A 15,779-nucleotide genomic window follows, 5' to 3' on the forward strand; every position below is an offset into this window, starting at 1 on the left:
CGCATGCCCGCGCTTGCCGCCGCGCTCGCGCTCGCCCTCGTCGCCGCGCCCGCCGTTGCCGGCCCGGACCAGGATGCGCGCGCGCTGAATGCCGTGCGCGTGCTCACCGACATCCAGCAGATCCCGGAGTCCGGGATTCCGGACAAGCTGTTCGACGAAGCGCGCGCGATCGTGGTGGTGCCCGACACCATCAAGGCCGGCCTGGTGCTTGGCGGCCGCCGCGGCCGCGGGCTGATGTCGGTCAAGAATCCCGATGGCACCTGGTCCAACCCGAGCTTCGTGACGCTCACCGGCGGCAGCATCGGCTTCCAGGCGGGCGTGCAGTCGGCCGACGTGGTGCTGGTGTTCCGCAGCGACCGCGGCCTGGAGTCGATCGTCAACGGCAAGTTCACCCTCGGCGCCGATGCCGCGGTGGCCGCGGGTCCGCTGGGCCGCAATGCGTCCACCGCCACCGACGGCGAGCTGAAAGCCGAGATCTGGTCGTGGTCGCGCGCGCGCGGCCTGTTCGCCGGCGTGGCGCTCGACGGCGCGGTGCTGTCGATCGACGACTCCGCCAACGAGTCCGTCTACGGCCGCGACACCACGCCGAGGATGATCTTCGAGGGCCGCGCCAGGGGCCAGCCGTCGGCCGCGGTGGTGGATTTCCGCGACCGCCTGGAAGAAGCCACCGCGCTGGCGCGCAGCAACCGGGGCACGACCGCAGCCCAAGGCCGCACGGGCTACAGCGCGCCTGCGGCGCCTGCGACTGCGGTCGTCGACACCCGGCCGATCGCCGCGGGCAGCGCGGCGCCTTCGGCCTTCGAACCGGTCGAGGACAGCCCGGTGTTCGCCGAGCCGCTGCCTGAATCGCTGCCCGAGCCGCTCCCGGAACCGCGTTGGTAATTGCACGCGCGTCCCGCCGGCACGCGCCGCGCGGGGCGTCTTGTTATCCTGAGCACCCGACGGAATCCAGGTAGAGCAGCATGGGCAGTTTCAGCATCTGGCATTGGCTCATCGTGCTGGTGGTCGTGCTGCTGATCTTCGGCACCAAGCGCCTGCGCGGCGCCGGCCGTGACCTGGGCGAAGCGGTGAAGGGCTTCAAGAAGGGCATGTCCGACGACGACGACAAGCCGGCCGGCCAGCTCGGCGACCAGTCGCGCGAAAGCGACAAGGCCTCCGAACACCACGACGACAACGTCAAGCGCTGAGCCTCCGGGCCGGCGCTTCGCGAACGCACGCATGTTCGACCTCGGCTTTGGCGAGCTGCTGCTGATCGCAGTGGTCGCCCTGGTGGTCCTCGGCCCCGAACGCCTGCCCAAGGCGGCGCGCTTCGCCGGGCTGTGGGTGCGCCGCGCGCGCGCGCAGTGGTATTCGGTGAAGTCCGAACTCGAGCGCGAACTCGCCGCCGAGGAGCTCAAGCGCAGCATCGACGAGACCCGCGAAGCCGCCGGCGACCTGCGCGACCGCGTGCGCGCCAGCGGCGACGAGGTGCGGCGCGACTTCGAGCGCATGCGCGGCGAGGTCAGCGACGCGATAGAGCCCTGGGCGCCAGCCGCATCGCCCGCGCCCGCGCCAGCCGTTGACGCACCGGCGCCCGCCGATGCCGCAGGGGAGCCCGGTGCCACCAGCGACGACGCGCCGTCCGGCCCGGGAGACACGCATGTCCGCGGAGACCGATAGCGGCGAAAGCCAGCTGTTCGACCACCTGCTGGAGCTGCGCGCGCGCATCATCCGCGGGCTGATGGGGCTGGGCGTGGCGCTGCTGGCCATGCTGCCGTTCGCCAACCGCCTGTACGCGTGGCTGGCGCAGCCGCTGATTGACAAGCTGCCCGAAGGCGCGCACCTGATCGCGGTCGAAGTCGCTTCGCCGTTCTTCGCGCCGCTCAAGCTCGCGTTCTTCGCGGCCTTGGTGGTGAGCATGCCGTGGCTGCTGTACCAGGCCTGGGCGTTCGTGGCGCCGGGCCTGTACCGGCGCGAGAAGCGCCTGGCGCTGCCGCTGCTCGCAACGTCGCTGATCCTGTTCTACACAGGCTGCGCGTTCGCGTTCTTCGTGGTGCTGCCGTCGGTGTTCACCTTCCTCACCGCGGTGACGCCGGAGGGCGTGGCGATGATGACCGACATCAACGCCTACCTGGATTTCGTGCTGGTGATCTTCCTGGCGTTCGGCATCAGCTTCGAGCTGCCGGTGGCACTGGTGATCCTGGTGCTGCTGGGCTGGGTGACGCCCGCGCAGCTGCGCGAATCGCGCGGCTACGCGATCGTCGGCATCTTCGTGCTGGCGGCGGTGATCACCCCTCCGGACGTGATCTCGCAGCTGATGCTGGCGATCCCGATGTGCCTGCTGTACGAGGCCGGGATCCTGGCGGCGCGTGCGCTGTCGCGGCGCGAGCCCGCGGCGGGCGACGGCGCCGACTGATGCGACCCGCCGGCTTCTGGCGGCGCGCCGCGGCGTGGAGCCTGGATGCCGTGCTGGTTGCGCTGCCGGTGGTGGGGTTGGGTTGGACACACCTGCAGCGTTCGGCCGGCGTGCTCGGGGCCGCAGCCCATACGCTCTTCGAGGCTTCCGCCGTGCGCATGGCCGACGCACTGCAGACCCTGCAGTCGCCGCTCGCCCTCGCCAATGGCTGGTTGCGCGACCCGGTGTTGCTGGCAGCGGCGGGCGATGTGCAGTCGGCCATGTCCGCAATGCTGCTGCCGCCGCTGGCGGCGTTCGTGGTCGCGTGGATGGCGTGGTGCGTCGGCTTCGAGCGCTCGCGCTGGCAGGCGACGCCCGGCAAGCGCGCGCTCGGCCTGCGCGTGGTGGATGCCGCGGGCCAGCCGCCGCGCATCGCGCAGCTGCTCGTGCGTTTCGTTGCCGGCGGCCTGTCCTGGCTCACGCTCAATGTCGGCCACCTGCTGGCCGCGCTGCCGCCACGCCACGCGGCGCTGCACGACCGCATCAGCGGTACGCGCGTGTGCCTGGCCGATGACGCGACGGCGCGCATGCCCGGCTGGGCACGCGCATGGCTGTGGTTGCTCGCGGCCGCGACGCTCGCGGCGAACGCCTGGGTGATGTCCGCGGCCGGCGGCGTGCTGCGGGCCGCGCTGGAACGCGCGCTGGGCTGAGCGGCGGCTCAGGCCGCGACTTCGTGTCCGTTGCTGCTGTCCGCGTCGGCCGCGCCGCCGCAGACGTCGCGCCACATGGCGTAGATCACGCCGAACATCACCACGTACACCGCGACCATCGCCGCGAAGTACAGCGGCGCCGCCAGCACCATGCCCAACGCCGGGTTGATGAACGAGCCCAGCGCCATCAGCAGCGCGACGGCGAGCGCGAGCACGAACACCGCGACCAGTCCGACCACCAGCACCGCGACGGTCAGGACCAGCAGCGGCAACAGGTTCTTCAGCGCACCCAGCAGGCCGTCGGCCAGCGACTGGCCCACGCTCGCGCGACCCAGCGCGGCCTGGCCCAGGGCGAGCGAATACACCCCGTTGAAGAACACGCCGACGATGAACAGCAGCGCGAACAGGGTGCCGGTGCCGCTCGGCAACGCCGGGATCACCGGCGTCTCGCCGGGCTCCGCCGACTCCAGCGCCTCCATCACCACCGCCATCTCGGCGAAGAAGTCGCCGCCGAACGCCAGCGCGATGGCACCGAACAGCAGCAGCCCGACCACGATCACCACCAGCAGGACCGCGATCACCCGTCCCGCGCCCTGGCCGGCCTGGAACACCTGGAAGATCGAGGTGGCATGCACCGGCGCGCCCGACTCGTTGGCGTGCAGCAGGCGCAGGTAGCCGGCGAACAGCGGGCCCATCACCACCAGCGAGTACAGCACCGAGAAACCCAGCAGCGCCATGGTCGCCTGCGCGCTGACCGCGCCCATGCCGCCCTGCACCACGATCTGCACCAGGGTGGGCACCAGCGCCACCAGCATCAGCAGCGCGGCGCCGCCAAACACGGCCTTCGGGTTGCCGCCCCCCTGGTTGATCGCCTGTTTCAGCCAGCTGAAACCCGCAACCGGGCCCATCGCGCGCGTGGTCATGCCGTTCCCCGTAATCAAGCGTGTCCGTGGCGGTCGCCACGCTGGCGACATTCTACTGGACGGCCGCCTACCCGACGGCCCCGCCGCGACGCGCGTGGCGCACGAAGCGGCGCAGCACATCGCGGGCCCGCGGCGCGGCACGCACGGCGTCGCGCACCGCGACCGGATCGTGGCCCTCGCCGGCCAGCGCATCGCGGCGCGCTTCGATGTAGCCGCGCATGTGGGTGCCGCTGAACTCGGGGTGGAACTGCACGCCCCAGGCGGCATCGCCCCAGCGGAACGCGTGGCAGTCGTCGAGCGCGGACGCAGCCAGCACGGTCGCGCCTTCCGGCGGCGCCAGCACGCTCTGCAGGTGCGTGGCCTGGGCGCAGATCCGCGGCGGGAGGCCGGCGAACAGCGGGTCGTGGGCAGCATCCGGGTGCAGGTCGAGCGCGACGGTGCCCATCTCGCGGCCGCGCGGGTTGTCGCCGACCTCGCCGCCCAGCGCATGCGCGAGCAGCTGGTGGCCATAGCAGATGCCGAACACCGGGGCGCCGTCGCGCGCCGCGTCGCCCAGCCATTCGGCGCTGCGTTCGCTCCAGTCTTCGCGGTGGCTGACCATCGCGCCGGATCCGGTGACCAGGACCCCGGCATAGCCGCGGTGCGACGGCGGCCTGGCGCCGGCCTGCACGTCGACCACCCTCACCTCGTCGCGTGCGAGGCCGGCCGCGGTGCGGATCCAGTGCGCGAAACCGCCGTGGCGGCGCATCGACGCGACCGGGCGGCCGGTTTCGAGGACCAGGAAGGGGGCGTGGCGGCGACTCATCGGCAATGATCCATGGACACGCCGCTATTCGCGCGGCGGCAGCACCGAGACGACCTCGGCAATCGTGGTGAGGCCCTGTGCGACCTTCTCCGCGCCGGCCATGCGCAGCGTGCGCAGGCCCTCCGCGGCACCGGCGCGGGCGAAGCCGGCGAGGTCCATGTCGGCGCTGATCTTCGCGCGCAGCGCGGGCGACACCGGCATCAGTTCGTACAGGCCGACGCGTCCGTAGTAGCCGGTGTTGCGGCACTCCAGGCAGCCGACCGGGCCGAACGGCGTGCCCGCGGGGATGCGCGCACCCTCGCCGAGCAGCGCGCGCCAGTCATCGGCGGGCACCTCCGCCGGCGCCTTGCAGTGCGGGCACAGCGTGCGCACCAGGCGCTGCGCCAGCACGCCGTTGAGCGTGGACGCGATCAGGTAATGCGGCAGCCCCAGGTCGAGCAGGCGCGTGACCGCCGAAGGCGCGTCGTTGGTGTGCAGCGTGGACAGCACCAGGTGGCCGGTGAGCGAGGCCTGCACCGCCATCTGCGCGGTGTCGAGGTCGCGGATCTCGCCGATCATGATGATGTCCGGGTCCTGGCGCAGCAGCGTGCGCACGCCCTGCGCGAAGCCGAGGTCGATCGCGTTGTGCACCTGCATCTGGTTGAGCTCGGGCGCGATCATCTCGATCGGGTCCTCGACGGTGCACACGTTGAGGTCCGGCGTGGCCAGGCGCTTGAGCGTGGAATACAGCGTGGTGGTCTTGCCCGAGCCGGTCGGGCCGGTGACCAGCACGATGCCGTGCGGACGCGTGGTGAGGTCGTTCCAGGCCGCGGCCTCGTCGGCATCGAAGCCCAGCGCCTCGAGCGGCTTGAACGCGGTGTCCGGGTCGAAGATGCGCAGCACGCACTTCTCGCCGAACGCGGTGGGCATGGTCGACAGGCGCATCTCGACCTCGCGCCCGCCCGGCGAGCGCGTCTTGATGCGCCCGTCCTGCGGGCGCCGGCGCTCGGCCAGGTCCATGCGCCCGAGCACCTTGACCCGGCTCACCACGCCCACCATCACCGGCGGCGGCAGTTCGAACACCTTGTGCAGCACGCCGTCGATGCGGAACCGCACCTGGCTGGCCTCGCGACGCGGCTCGAGGTGGATGTCGCTGGCGCGCTGCTCGTAGGCGTACTGCAGCAGCCAGTCGACGATGTGCACCACGTGCTGGTCGTCGGCGTTGACGTCGCCGGCGCGGCCCAGCTCGACCAGCTGCTCGAAGCTCGGCAGGCCGGCATCGCCGCCCTCGCGCGTGTCGCGTGCGCCGCGCACCGAACGCGTGACGCCGTGGAATTCCATGGCGTAACGGCCGATGTCCAGCGGGTTGGCCACCACCAGCGAGACTTCGCGACGCAGCAGGCGCTGCAGGTCCGGCAGCCAGGCGGTGTCCAGCGGCTCGCTGGTCGCGAGCACCGCGTGGGTCGGGGTGACTTCGACGGCGAGGATGCGATGGCGGCGCGCGTACGCCTGCGACACCAGCGCGGTGGTCACGGCCACGTCGACCCGGGTCGGGTCGATGCGCAGGTAGGGCAGGCCGCAGGCAGCGGCGAGCCACTGCGACAGGCGCTCCAGGCTGAGGTCGGTGCCCACCGGCACGCGCGCGGGCAGCTTGAGGTTGGCGAGCAGCACCAGCGGATGGATGCCGTCCAGCGCGCGGGCCTGGCGCGATGCGATGCGTGCGCGCCCGGCATCGTCCTCGGCGAGCAGGCCGTCGGCGACCAGCGCGGCAAGCACCGGTTCCAGCGCCAGGCGGCCGCGCGGCAGGCGCGTGGGCGGAGGCGTGGCGTGGTCGCGGATTGGAGTAGGCGGCTGCAACATCGCTCCGGCATCCGCATGGGGGCGTGCGGGGGCGCCGCTATACTAGCGCGCCCCGCCACGCGGCCTTTCCACGGGCACCGAACGCGCATGACCGCACCGACCTTCCAGCAGCTGATCCAGCGGCTCAACGAATTCTGGGCCGCGCAGGGCTGCGTGCTGATCCAGCCGCTCGACCTGGAGGTGGGTGCCGGCACCTTCCATCCCGCGACCTTCCTGCGCTCGCTGGGCCCGGAGCCGTGGAACGCCGCCTACGTGCAGCCCTGCCGCCGCCCGACCGACGGCCGCTACGGCGAGAACCCCAACCGCCTGCAGCGCTACTACCAGTACCAGGTGGCGATGAAGCCCAGCCCCGACAACATCGTCGAGCTGTACTTCGATTCGTTGAAGAGCCTGGGCGTGGATCCGCTGGTGCACGACCTGCGCCTGGTCGAGGACAACTGGGAGTCGCCGACGCTCGGCGCCTGGGGCCTCGGCTGGGAAGTCTGGCTCAACGGCATGGAAGTCACCCAGTTCACCTGGTTCCAGCAGGCCGGTGGCATGGAGTGCCGTCCGGTGCTCGGCGAGATCACCTACGGCCTCGAGCGCCTGTGCATGTACCTGCAGAACGTCGACAACGTGTTCGACATCGTGTGGACGCACGGCCCCGACGGCACGCCGGTGACCTACCGCGACGTCTACCACCAGAACGAAGTCGAGCAGAGCACCTACAACTTCGAGCACGCCGACGTCGCCGAGCTTTTCCACCGCTTCGACGCCTGCGAGGCCGAGGCGCTGAAGCTCGTCGCGCTCGACCTGCCGTTGCCGGCCTACGAGCAGGCGATGAAGGCCAGCCACAGCTTCAACATGCTCGACGCGCGCCGCGCGATCAGCGTCACCGAGCGCCAGCGCTACATCCTGCGCGTGCGCCGGCTGTCGCAGGCGGTGGCCGAGAGCTACCACGCACAGCGCGAGAAGCTCGGCTTCCCGGGCCTCAAGCAGGCCCCGGCTTCGGCCGCCTGACGCACCAAGGCACAGCAATGACCGATACCGCCCCGCTGCTCATCGAACTCGGCACCGACGAACTCCCGGTCGCCGCGCTGCCCGGCCTGGCCCAGGCGTTCCTCGCCGGCGTGCAGGACGCGCTGGCGCGCCGCGGCATCGCCTTCGCCGCCGACGCGCGACCGCTGTACTCGCCGCGGCGCATCGCCGCGCTGCTCGACGGCGTGGCCGTGCTGCAGCCGGAGCAGGCCAGCGAGGTGCTGGGGCCGTACGTCAACATCGCGCTCGACGCCGACGGCCAGCCGACGCGCGCGCTGCAGGGCTTCGCGCAGAAGGCCGGCGTGGACTGGACCGCGCTCGAGCGCACCAGCGACCAGAAGGGCGAGCGGTTCGTGCACCGTGCGGTCACGCCGGGCGCGGCCACCCGCGACCTGCTGCCCGCGGTGCTCGCCGACGCCATTGCCGCGATGCCGATCCCCAAGCCCATGCGCTGGGGCGCGCACGGCCACGCCTTCGCGCGTCCCGTGCACTGGCTGGTGGTGCTGCTCGGCGACCAGGTCGTACCTGCCGCGGCCTTCGGCGCCAGCGCCGACCGCATGAGCCGCGGCCACCGCTTCATGCACGACAAGCCGGTGTGGATCGGCCAGCCCGGCGACTACGTCGACGCCATGCGCGCCGCCAGGGTGCTGGTGGACCCGGTGGAGCGCCGCGCGCGCATCGTCGCCGAGGTCGAGGCCGCGGCCGCCGCGGCCGGCGGCCGCGCGCGCATCGAGCCGGGCAACCTGGCCGAGGTGGAATGCCTGGTGGAATGGCCGAAGGCGGTCGCGTGTTCGTTCGACGCCGGCTTCCTGGCAGTGCCGCATGAAGCGCTGATCGCGACCATGGAAGCCAACCAGAAGTTCTTCCCGGTGCTCGACGCCGACGGCCGCCTCGGCGAACACTTCATCGGCATCGCCAACATCGAATCGAAGGACGAGGCCGAGATCCGCAAGGGCTACGAGCGCGTGATCCGCCCACGCTTTGCCGACGCGCGCTTCTTCTTCGTCGAAGACATGAAGCAGGGCCTGGCATCGATGAATGCCGGCCTCGCGGGCGTGACCTACCAGGCGCGGCTGGGCAGCGTGTCCGACAAGGCCGCGCGCGTGGCGGCGCTGGCGCGCGACATCGCGCGCCCGGTCGGCGTCGATCCGGAGCTGGCGGCGCGCGCGGCGCTGCTGTCCAAGGCCGACCTGCAGTCGCGCATGGTCAACGAGTTCCCCGAGCTGCAGGGCATCGCCGGTCGCTATTACGCGATGCAGGACGCGTCGCTCCAAGACCTCGCGCATGACGACCGCCTCGCGCTGGCCCACGCCATCGACGAGGCCTGGCAGCCGCGCCACGCGGGCGACGCCATCGCGCCGTCGCCGGCGGGCCGGGTGCTGGCGATCGCCGAGCGCCTCGACACCCTGGCCGGCGGCTTTGCCGCGGGCCAGAAGCCGACCGGCAACAAGGATCCGTTCGCGCTGCGCCGCGCCGCGCTCGGCCTGGCGCGGACCGTGATCGAAAGCGGTCTGGAGCTCGACCTGCCGGCGCTGGCCGCGATCGCGGCGCGCCACGTGGTCGCCGGCATCGCCGCGGTCGACGCCGCACAGCTGGCCGCCAGGGCCGACGCGGGCGGCGACGCGGCCAAGGCCGGCAAGCCCGCCGCGCCTCCGCCGGCGCCGGAAGTGCTGGCCACCGAGCTCTACGACTTCATCCTCGACCGCCTGCGCGGCTACTACACCGACCGCGGCGTGCCGCCGCAGCACTTCGCCGCGGTGGCCGAACTGCGCCCGGCGTCGCTGCGCGACTTCGACCGCCGCGTCGCCGCCATCGGCACGTTCGCGGCGCTGCCCGAGGCCGAGGCGCTGGCCGCCGCCAACAAGCGCATCGGCAACATCCTGAAGAAGGCCGAGGGCACGCGCGCCGACCATGTCGATGTGGCGCTGCTTGCCGAGCCCGCCGAGCGCGCGCTGGCCGAAGCGGTCACCGCCGCCGAAGCCGATACCGCGCCAGCGCTGGCCAATGGCGACTACGTCACGGCACTGGCGCGCCTGGCGCGCCTGCGCCCGCAGGTGGATGCGTTCTTCGACGAGGTGATGGTGAACGTCGACGACACCGCGCTGCGCGACAACCGCCTCGCGCTGCTTGGCCGGCTGTCGGCGCGCCTGGGCGCGGTGGCGGCGATCGAGCATCTTTCGTCCTGATGCAGGCAGCACCGCGGTGCCGCCGGGCACTGCGGTTGCGGCGCCATGCGCCGTTAATCGCGGCTTGACGCCGGACCGGTATCCTCGCGCGATGCATCCAGCCTCCCGCGCCGCCATCGCCGTCGTCCTGTTGTCGATCGGCGGCCTTGCACATGCGGTGAAGGTGTCGTCGGTCGAGATCCGCGGCCTGGATGACGAACTCGAGGACAACGTGCGCACTTCGCTGTCGCTGAGCGGCGCGATCGGCAGCGAGGTCACGCCACGGCGCCTCGGCTACATGCTGCGCGCCGCCGGCGACGAGGCGCGCGAGGCGCTGGAGCCGTTCGGCTACTACTCGCCGCGGATCGTGGTGGAGCGCGAGCGTGACGGTGCCCGCCGGGTCGTGCTGGATACCGCCGCCGCGCCCGAAGACGATGCCGAGCGCGCGGCCGCGGTGACGCGCGAGGTGCGCGCCCCGGGCGCGGGCGGCGCCGACAGCCGCGGACCGGTCGCGGTGGTGATCACCATCGAGCCCGGCGAACCGGTGCGCGTGCGTCGCGCCGACATCGCCATCCTCGGTGACGGCCACGACGACCGGTACCTGGAAGAGGAGATCGACGCCTTCCTGCCGCGCGAAGGCTCGGTCTTCCACCACCCGACCTACGAATCCAGCAAGACGCGCATCAGCCGCCGCCTCGCCGAGCGCGGCTACTTCGACGCCGATTTCTCCGCGCGCCGGGTGGCGGTGACCCGCGCCGAGCACGCCGCCGACATCGAGCTGGTGTGGACCAGCGGCGCGCGCTACGACATGGGCGCGACGCGCTTCCTGCAGGAGCCCAAGGCGGTCGTGCGCAACGACCTGCTCGAGCGCCTGGTGTACTGGGACGAGGGCGACTATTACCACCAGGGCCGCCTGGACCGGCTGCGCACCTCGCTCGCGCGGCTGGACTATTTCAGCCGCATCGACATCCAGCCGCGCATCGAGGAGGCGGTGGACGGCGAGGTGCCGGTGGACGTGACGCTCACGCCCGCCAAGCGCGACGTCTACACCGCCGGCCTGTCGTACGGCACCGACAGCGGGCCGGGCGTGCGCCTCGGGCTGGAGCGCCGCTACGTCAACGACCGCGGCCACAAGGCGCTGGCGCAGCTCGACTACGCACGCAAGCGCAAGACGCTCACCATGCAGTACCGCATCCCGGCGTTCCTGTGGCTCGACGGCTGGTACACCGCCAGCCTGCAGGCGGCCGACGAGCAGACCGACTACATCGACACCCGCCGCATCGAATTCGTCGCCAGCCGCAGCGGCCAGTACAACCGCAACCTCAACCTGGTCGCCTCGATGCACGCGCTGCGCGAGCGCTGGGCCTACCAGTACGAGGACGACAACGACCCCGACACGCCGGCGCTGTACCGCTACGCCACCTTCACCTATCCCTCGCTGCGCGCCAGCTACGTGGACCTCGACGACACGCTGTTCCCGCGCAGCGGCTACAGCGGCCACCTGTTGTTGCGCGGCGGCGCCGAAGGGCTGGGCTCGGAGGCGAGCTTCGCCCAGGTGCATGCCCGCGCGCACTGGTACCTGGGCTTCGGCGAACTCGACCGGCTGATCCTGCGCGGCGAATTCGGCCGCACGTCCACCAGCGCGCTGGTCGACATGCCGCCCAGCCTGCGTTTCTACGCCGGCGGCGACAACAGCATCCGCGGCTACGAATGGCGCGAGGTCGGGCCGCGCGTGGTCGATGCCGATGACGACAGCTTCGCGCTCGGCGCGCGCCACGTGTTCACCGCCAGCGCCGAGTACGAGCACTACTTCGACGGCAGCTGGGGCGTGGCCGCGTTCGTCGACACCGGCAGCGCCTACGACGGTTCACCCGACATCCGCACCGGCGTCGGCATCGGCCTGCGCTGGCGTTCGCCTGTAGGGCCGCTGAGGTTCGACGTCGCGCGCGGCCTGGACGATCCGGACTCGCCGTTCACCCTGCACCTCAACATCGGCGCCGACCTGTGATGGCGCACGCGCAGCAGCCGGGCGAGGACGAGCGCGAGGCGCGCATCGCCGAATTGCGCGCACGCCGCCGCGCGCGGATGCGCCTGCTGGCGCGGCGCAGCGCGATCGGCACCGCCGCGCTGGTCGCGCTGCTGCTGGTGGCGGGCTACTGGCTGCTGTCCACGCTCGGCGGCCGTGATTTCCTGCTCGCCCAGGTCGTGGCGCGGCTGCCGGCCGGCACCACGCTCACCTGGCGCGCCGCCGAAGGCCCGGCGTCCGGGCCGCTGACCATGCACGACGTGGTGTTCGAGCAGCTGGTGTGCCCGGACGTCGACGGCGAGCAGGCGCCCTACGGCAGCTGCGCCACGCCGCGTGCGCTGCGCTTCGCCGCGCGCCGGGTGACCCTGGACCCCGACATCCGCCCGCTGCTCGGGCGCCTGCTGCGCCTCGACCGCCTGGAGGTCGAAGACGCGGTGCTCGAGCTGCCGCCCGCCGACGACGAGCCGTTCTCGCTGCCGCAGTGGCCCGAGGTGCTGCCGCAGGTCAATCCGCCGCTCGGCCTGCAGGCGGACGCGATCGCGGTCGACGGCTTCGGCGTGCTGCGCGGCGGCGAGCCGCTGATCGACATCGCCTCGCTGCGCGGCGGCATGGATGCACGGCGCGGCACGCTCAAGCTCGTCGACGTGGTGGTGGAGAGCGATCGCGGGCGCTTCACCGCCGGCGGCGAGTACGCGCCGGGCGACGACTACCGCATGGACCTGACCGCGTCCGCGCTGCTGCCGGCCCCCGTCGGCCGCACCCGGCCGCGCTTCGGGCTGGTGGCGCGCGGCGACGTGGCGGCGCTCGACATCGCGCTGACCGGCCACGCCCCGGCGCCGCTGCGCGCGCGCCTCACCCTGCGCGGCGCAGGCGCGCCGCGCTGGACGTTCAGCGCGGCCAGCGAACAACTCGACCTGGCGCTGCTGGCCGGCACCGGCACCCGCGACGCGCCGCTGTCGTTCGACGTGCGCGCCGACGGCACCGGCGGTGCCGCGACGCTGCAGGGGCAGCTGGCACAGGGCACGCTGCGCGCGGTGCTGCAGCCGTCGCAGCTGCGCCTGGAAGAACAGGTACTGGCGTTCGAGCCGCTGGTGCTGGACGTGTTCGACGGCCGCGTGACCGTCACCGGACGCGGCGACTTCAAGGATCCGCAGGCGGCGACATTCCGCTACGCGGTGATCGCCCGCGGGCTGTCGTGGGCGCCGACACCCGAAGACGGCGCCAGCGCCGACCCCGCGGCCACCGTGCGCGGCGATGCCGACTTCGGCATCGCCGGGCGCACCGACGCCTGGGCGCTGGTGGGTACGGCGGCACTCGAGCGCGGCACGCAATCCGCGGAACTGGAGCTCAAGGGACGCGGCGACGACGCCCGCATGCAGCTGCAGACACTGCGCGCGACCATGCCCGGCGGCCGCCTCGACGGCAGCGGCGACCTGACCTGGGCACCGGCGCTGGGCTGGACGCTGGACGCCACCCTGGCCGGCTTCGACCCCGGCTACTTCGTGCCGGATTTCGACGGCGCCATCGACGGCCGCATCGCCAGCACCGGCACCACCCGCGACGACGGCGGCCTGGACATTTCCGTCGATGCCCGTGACCTCGGCGGCCAGCTGCGCGGCCGGCGCCTGGCCGGCAGTGCGCGCTTCGCGATGCAGGGCGCCGCGACCGCGGCCGATGTCGCGCGCTTTGAAGGCGAGGCCGCGCTGACCGTCGGCGCCAGCCGCATCGACGCCAGCGGCCGCCTCACCGACACCATCACCGTCGATGGCGCGCTCAGCCCGCTGCGGCTCGACGACCTGCTGCCCGGCGCGTCCGGCCAGCTGCGCGGCACGTTCGCGGTCAGCGGCCCGCGCGCCGCGCCCGACATCCGCGCCGACCTCACCGGCGAGGGCCTGCGCCATGGCGATTACCGCGCCGACCGCCTGCGCCTGCAGGGCCACCTGCCCTGGCGTGGCCGCGGCGGCGAGCTCGCCATCGATGCCGGCGGGCTGCAGGCCGGCATCGCCTTCGACACCCTGGCGGTGCGCGCGCGCGGCGCGGTCGAAGACCTCGAGTTCGGCGCCGACGCGCAGGGCGAGATCGGTCGGCTCGCGCTGGCCGGCAGCGCGCAGCGTGGCGGCAATGGCCTGTGGCGCGGCGCGCTCGCGTCGCTGGATGCCGCGCCGGCGCGTGGTGCCAGCTGGCGCCTGCAGGCACCGGCCATCTTCGCCCAGCAGGCCGGCAGCCGCTGGACGCTGTCGCGCACCTGCCTGGCGTCCACGGCCGGCGGCAACCTCTGCGCCAGCGCCGACTGGCCGCGCCAGGGGCTGGCGGTCAGCGGCGAGGGCCTGCCGCTGGCGCTGGCGCTGCCCTATCTGCCGGAGCAGGACAACGGCCGCCCCTGGGCGCTGGACGGCAGCATCGACCTCGATGGCCGGCTGCGCCCGGCGGGCCGCGCCTGGCAGGGCCATGTCGACCTCACCTCGGCGAGTGGCGCGCTGCGCACGCGGCCCGGCGCGCGGCGCAGCGTGCTGTCGTACGAAGGCCTGGCGCTCACGGCGCGATTCGACGCCAACCGCATCGACGCCACGCTCGGCAGCGCGTTCAACGGCGACGGCCGGATCGATGCGCGCCTGCGCACCGGCTGGGATGCCTACGCGCCGCTCGACGGCGAGATCGCGCTGGCCACCAGTGAACTCACCTGGATGGAAGTTTTCTCGCCGGACATCGTCTCGCCCACCGGCAAGCTGGACGCCGACATCCGCCTTGGTGGCACGCGCGCGCAGCCGTCGCTCGGCGGCCAGGCCGCGCTGAGCGGATTCAACGCCGAGCTGCCGGCGCTCGCCATCGCGATCGTCGACGGCAGCGCGCGCCTGGACGCGCTGCCCGACGGCACGGCGCGCATCACCGGCACGCTCGGCACCGGTGGCACGGGGCGCCTGGCGATCGACGGCAGCCTCGGCTGGCAGAGTGCGGACGCGCCGCTGGTGCTGCGCGTGCGCGGCAACGACGTGCTGGTCTCCGACACCCGCGACCTGCGCGCCGTGGCCAGCCCCGACATCGAGGTGCGCTATGCCGCGCGCCAGCCGCTGCGCGTCACCGGCACGGTCGGCGTGCCCAGTGCGCACATGGACCTGGAGCGCCTGAGCGACGGCGCGTCGGTCTCGCCCGACGTGGTCGTCCTCGACCCGGTGGACCCCGAGAAGGGACCGCCGATGGCGATGGAGCTCGACCTGTCGCTGGTGATGGGCGACGCCGTGACGCTCAACGGCTTCGGCCTGGAAGGCACGCTGGGTGGGCGCCTGCGCGTGCGCTCGCGCGCCGGCCGCGAGATGACCGGCGACGGCATGCTCGAGGTCGGTGGCCGCTACGAGGCCTACGGCCAGGAGCTCGACATCACCCGCGGGCGGCTGGAGTGGTCGAACACGCCGGTCGCCGACCCGGTGCTCGACATCCGCGCCGAGCGCCGCGTGGGCGACGTGACGGCGGGCATCGACGTCGATGGCCGCGCCTCGGCGCCGCGCGCGCGCGTCTGGACCGATCCCGCCAGCGACGAAGCCGAAGCCCTCGCCTACCTGGCGCTCGGCCGTCCGCTGTCGAGCCTCAGCGGCAGCCAGGCGCGCGACCTCGATGCCGCCTCCGCCGCGCTCAACGCCGGCGGCAGCCTGCTGGCCGGCCAGCTGGGCAAGCAGATCGGCCTGGACGACGCCGGCGTGATGGAATCGCGCGCGCTGGGCGGCAGCGTGCTCGGCGTGGGCAAGCAGCTGTCGCCGCGGCTGTATGTCGGATTTGGCGTGTCGCTGCTCGGCACCGGCCAGGTACTGACGCTGAAGTACCTGCTGCGCCGCGGCTTCGACATCGAGATCGAATCGAGCACGCTGGAAAGCCGCGGCTCGATCAACTACCGCCACGAGCGCTGAATAAGCGCCGCCGCGCGCCGC

Annotated in this window: 12 protein-coding genes; 9 read left to right on the top strand and 3 right to left on the bottom strand. The window is 72.8% G+C overall.

All coding sequences use genetic code 11. From position 1 onward, the window contains the following. Positions 1-3 precede the first annotated feature (3 nt). The 5 genes from JGR64_RS13355 (at position 4) to JGR64_RS13375 (ending at position 3,084) form a co-directional block, all read left to right on the top strand. Entirely contained in the window at positions 4-882 is an 879-nt protein-coding gene (locus tag JGR64_RS13355; protein WP_199374379.1) for a lipid-binding SYLF domain-containing protein, read from the top strand. An 80-nt stretch (positions 883-962) separates the two neighbouring features. Further along, on the top strand, positions 963-1,187 hold the full coding sequence (gene tatA, locus JGR64_RS13360; protein ID WP_199374063.1) for a Sec-independent protein translocase subunit TatA: 225 nt from the start codon (positions 963-965) through the stop codon (positions 1,185-1,187). A 31-nt stretch (positions 1,188-1,218) separates the two neighbouring features. Continuing rightward, on the top strand, positions 1,219-1,659 hold the full coding sequence (tatB, locus tag JGR64_RS13365; protein ID WP_199374065.1) for a Sec-independent protein translocase protein TatB: 441 nt from the start codon (positions 1,219-1,221) through the stop codon (positions 1,657-1,659). After that, positions 1,640-2,395: a twin-arginine translocase subunit TatC gene (gene tatC / locus JGR64_RS13370; RefSeq protein ID WP_199374067.1), complete on the top strand. Its 756-nt coding sequence runs from the start codon at positions 1,640-1,642 to the stop codon at positions 2,393-2,395. Before tatB ends, tatC begins: the two co-directional genes overlap by 20 nt. Further along, on the top strand, positions 2,395-3,084 hold the full coding sequence (locus JGR64_RS13375; protein WP_199374069.1) for an RDD family protein: 690 nt from the start codon (positions 2,395-2,397) through the stop codon (positions 3,082-3,084). The genes tatC and JGR64_RS13375 overlap by 1 nt, the downstream gene beginning before the upstream one ends. Before the next feature lie 8 nt (positions 3,085-3,092). Here JGR64_RS13375 and JGR64_RS13380 read toward each other — a convergent pair whose 3' ends face one another. From JGR64_RS13380 to JGR64_RS13390, 3 genes are all read right to left on the bottom strand, one after another. Next, positions 3,093-4,007 carry a hypothetical protein gene (locus JGR64_RS13380; protein ID WP_199374071.1) on the bottom strand — a complete coding sequence of 305 codons (915 nt, stop codon included), beginning with the start codon at positions 4,005-4,007 and terminating at the stop codon, positions 3,093-3,095. Positions 4,008-4,074: 67 nt separating this feature from the next. Then, positions 4,075-4,812 (bottom strand): glutamine amidotransferase, encoded by a 738-nt coding sequence (locus tag JGR64_RS13385; RefSeq protein WP_199374073.1) that lies wholly within the window; start codon positions 4,810-4,812, stop codon positions 4,075-4,077. Between the two features lie 24 nt (positions 4,813-4,836). After that, on the bottom strand, positions 4,837-6,651 hold the full coding sequence (locus JGR64_RS13390; RefSeq protein ID WP_199374075.1) for a GspE/PulE family protein: 1,815 nt from the start codon (positions 6,649-6,651) through the stop codon (positions 4,837-4,839). An 87-nt stretch (positions 6,652-6,738) separates the two neighbouring features. On the opposite strand from JGR64_RS13390, the gene glyQ reads away from it, so the two are divergent. From glyQ to JGR64_RS13410, 4 genes are all read left to right on the top strand, one after another. Then, positions 6,739-7,650 carry a glycine--tRNA ligase subunit alpha gene (gene glyQ, locus JGR64_RS13395; protein ID WP_199374077.1) on the top strand — a complete coding sequence of 304 codons (912 nt, stop codon included), beginning with the start codon at positions 6,739-6,741 and terminating at the stop codon, positions 7,648-7,650. A gap of 17 nt (positions 7,651-7,667) precedes the next feature. Continuing rightward, the gene (gene glyS, locus JGR64_RS13400) at positions 7,668-9,854 is read left to right on the top strand and encodes a glycine--tRNA ligase subunit beta (protein WP_199374079.1); all 2,187 of its coding nucleotides are present in this window, start codon (positions 7,668-7,670) and stop codon (positions 9,852-9,854) included. 91 nt (positions 9,855-9,945) lie between these two features. After that, positions 9,946-11,841 (top strand): autotransporter assembly complex family protein, encoded by a 1,896-nt coding sequence (locus JGR64_RS13405; protein ID WP_199374081.1) that lies wholly within the window; start codon positions 9,946-9,948, stop codon positions 11,839-11,841. Beyond that, positions 11,841-15,758, top strand: a complete 3,918-nt coding sequence (locus tag JGR64_RS13410; protein ID WP_199374083.1) for a translocation/assembly module TamB domain-containing protein — start codon at positions 11,841-11,843, stop codon at positions 15,756-15,758. Before JGR64_RS13405 ends, JGR64_RS13410 begins: the two co-directional genes overlap by 1 nt. Positions 15,759-15,779 lie beyond the last annotated feature (21 nt).

This window comes from Luteimonas sp. MC1572 (genome assembly GCF_016615815.1).
Taxonomy (GTDB): Bacteria; Pseudomonadota; Gammaproteobacteria; order Xanthomonadales; family Xanthomonadaceae; genus Luteimonas.

Excerpts from the sequence above, each read along its gene's own strand:
- JGR64_RS13355 (WP_199374379.1), top strand. The coding sequence starts at position 4 with ATGCCCGCGCTTGCCGCCGCGCTCGCGCTCGCCCTCGTCGCCGCGCCC.
- tatA (WP_199374063.1), top strand. The coding sequence starts at position 963 with ATGGGCAGTTTCAGCATCTGGCATTGGCTCATCGTGCTGGTGGTCGTG.
- tatB (WP_199374065.1), top strand. The coding sequence starts at position 1,219 with ATGTTCGACCTCGGCTTTGGCGAGCTGCTGCTGATCGCAGTGGTCGCC.
- tatC (WP_199374067.1), top strand. The coding sequence starts at position 1,640 with ATGTCCGCGGAGACCGATAGCGGCGAAAGCCAGCTGTTCGACCACCTG.
- JGR64_RS13375 (WP_199374069.1), top strand. The coding sequence starts at position 2,395 with ATGCGACCCGCCGGCTTCTGGCGGCGCGCCGCGGCGTGGAGCCTGGAT.
- JGR64_RS13380 (WP_199374071.1), bottom strand. The coding sequence starts at position 4,007 with ATGACCACGCGCGCGATGGGCCCGGTTGCGGGTTTCAGCTGGCTGAAA.
- JGR64_RS13385 (WP_199374073.1), bottom strand. The coding sequence starts at position 4,812 with ATGAGTCGCCGCCACGCCCCCTTCCTGGTCCTCGAAACCGGCCGCCCG.
- JGR64_RS13390 (WP_199374075.1), bottom strand. The coding sequence starts at position 6,651 with ATGTTGCAGCCGCCTACTCCAATCCGCGACCACGCCACGCCTCCGCCC.
- glyQ (WP_199374077.1), top strand. The coding sequence starts at position 6,739 with ATGACCGCACCGACCTTCCAGCAGCTGATCCAGCGGCTCAACGAATTC.
- glyS (WP_199374079.1), top strand. The coding sequence starts at position 7,668 with ATGACCGATACCGCCCCGCTGCTCATCGAACTCGGCACCGACGAACTC.
- JGR64_RS13405 (WP_199374081.1), top strand. The coding sequence starts at position 9,946 with ATGCATCCAGCCTCCCGCGCCGCCATCGCCGTCGTCCTGTTGTCGATC.
- JGR64_RS13410 (WP_199374083.1), top strand. The coding sequence starts at position 11,841 with ATGGCGCACGCGCAGCAGCCGGGCGAGGACGAGCGCGAGGCGCGCATC.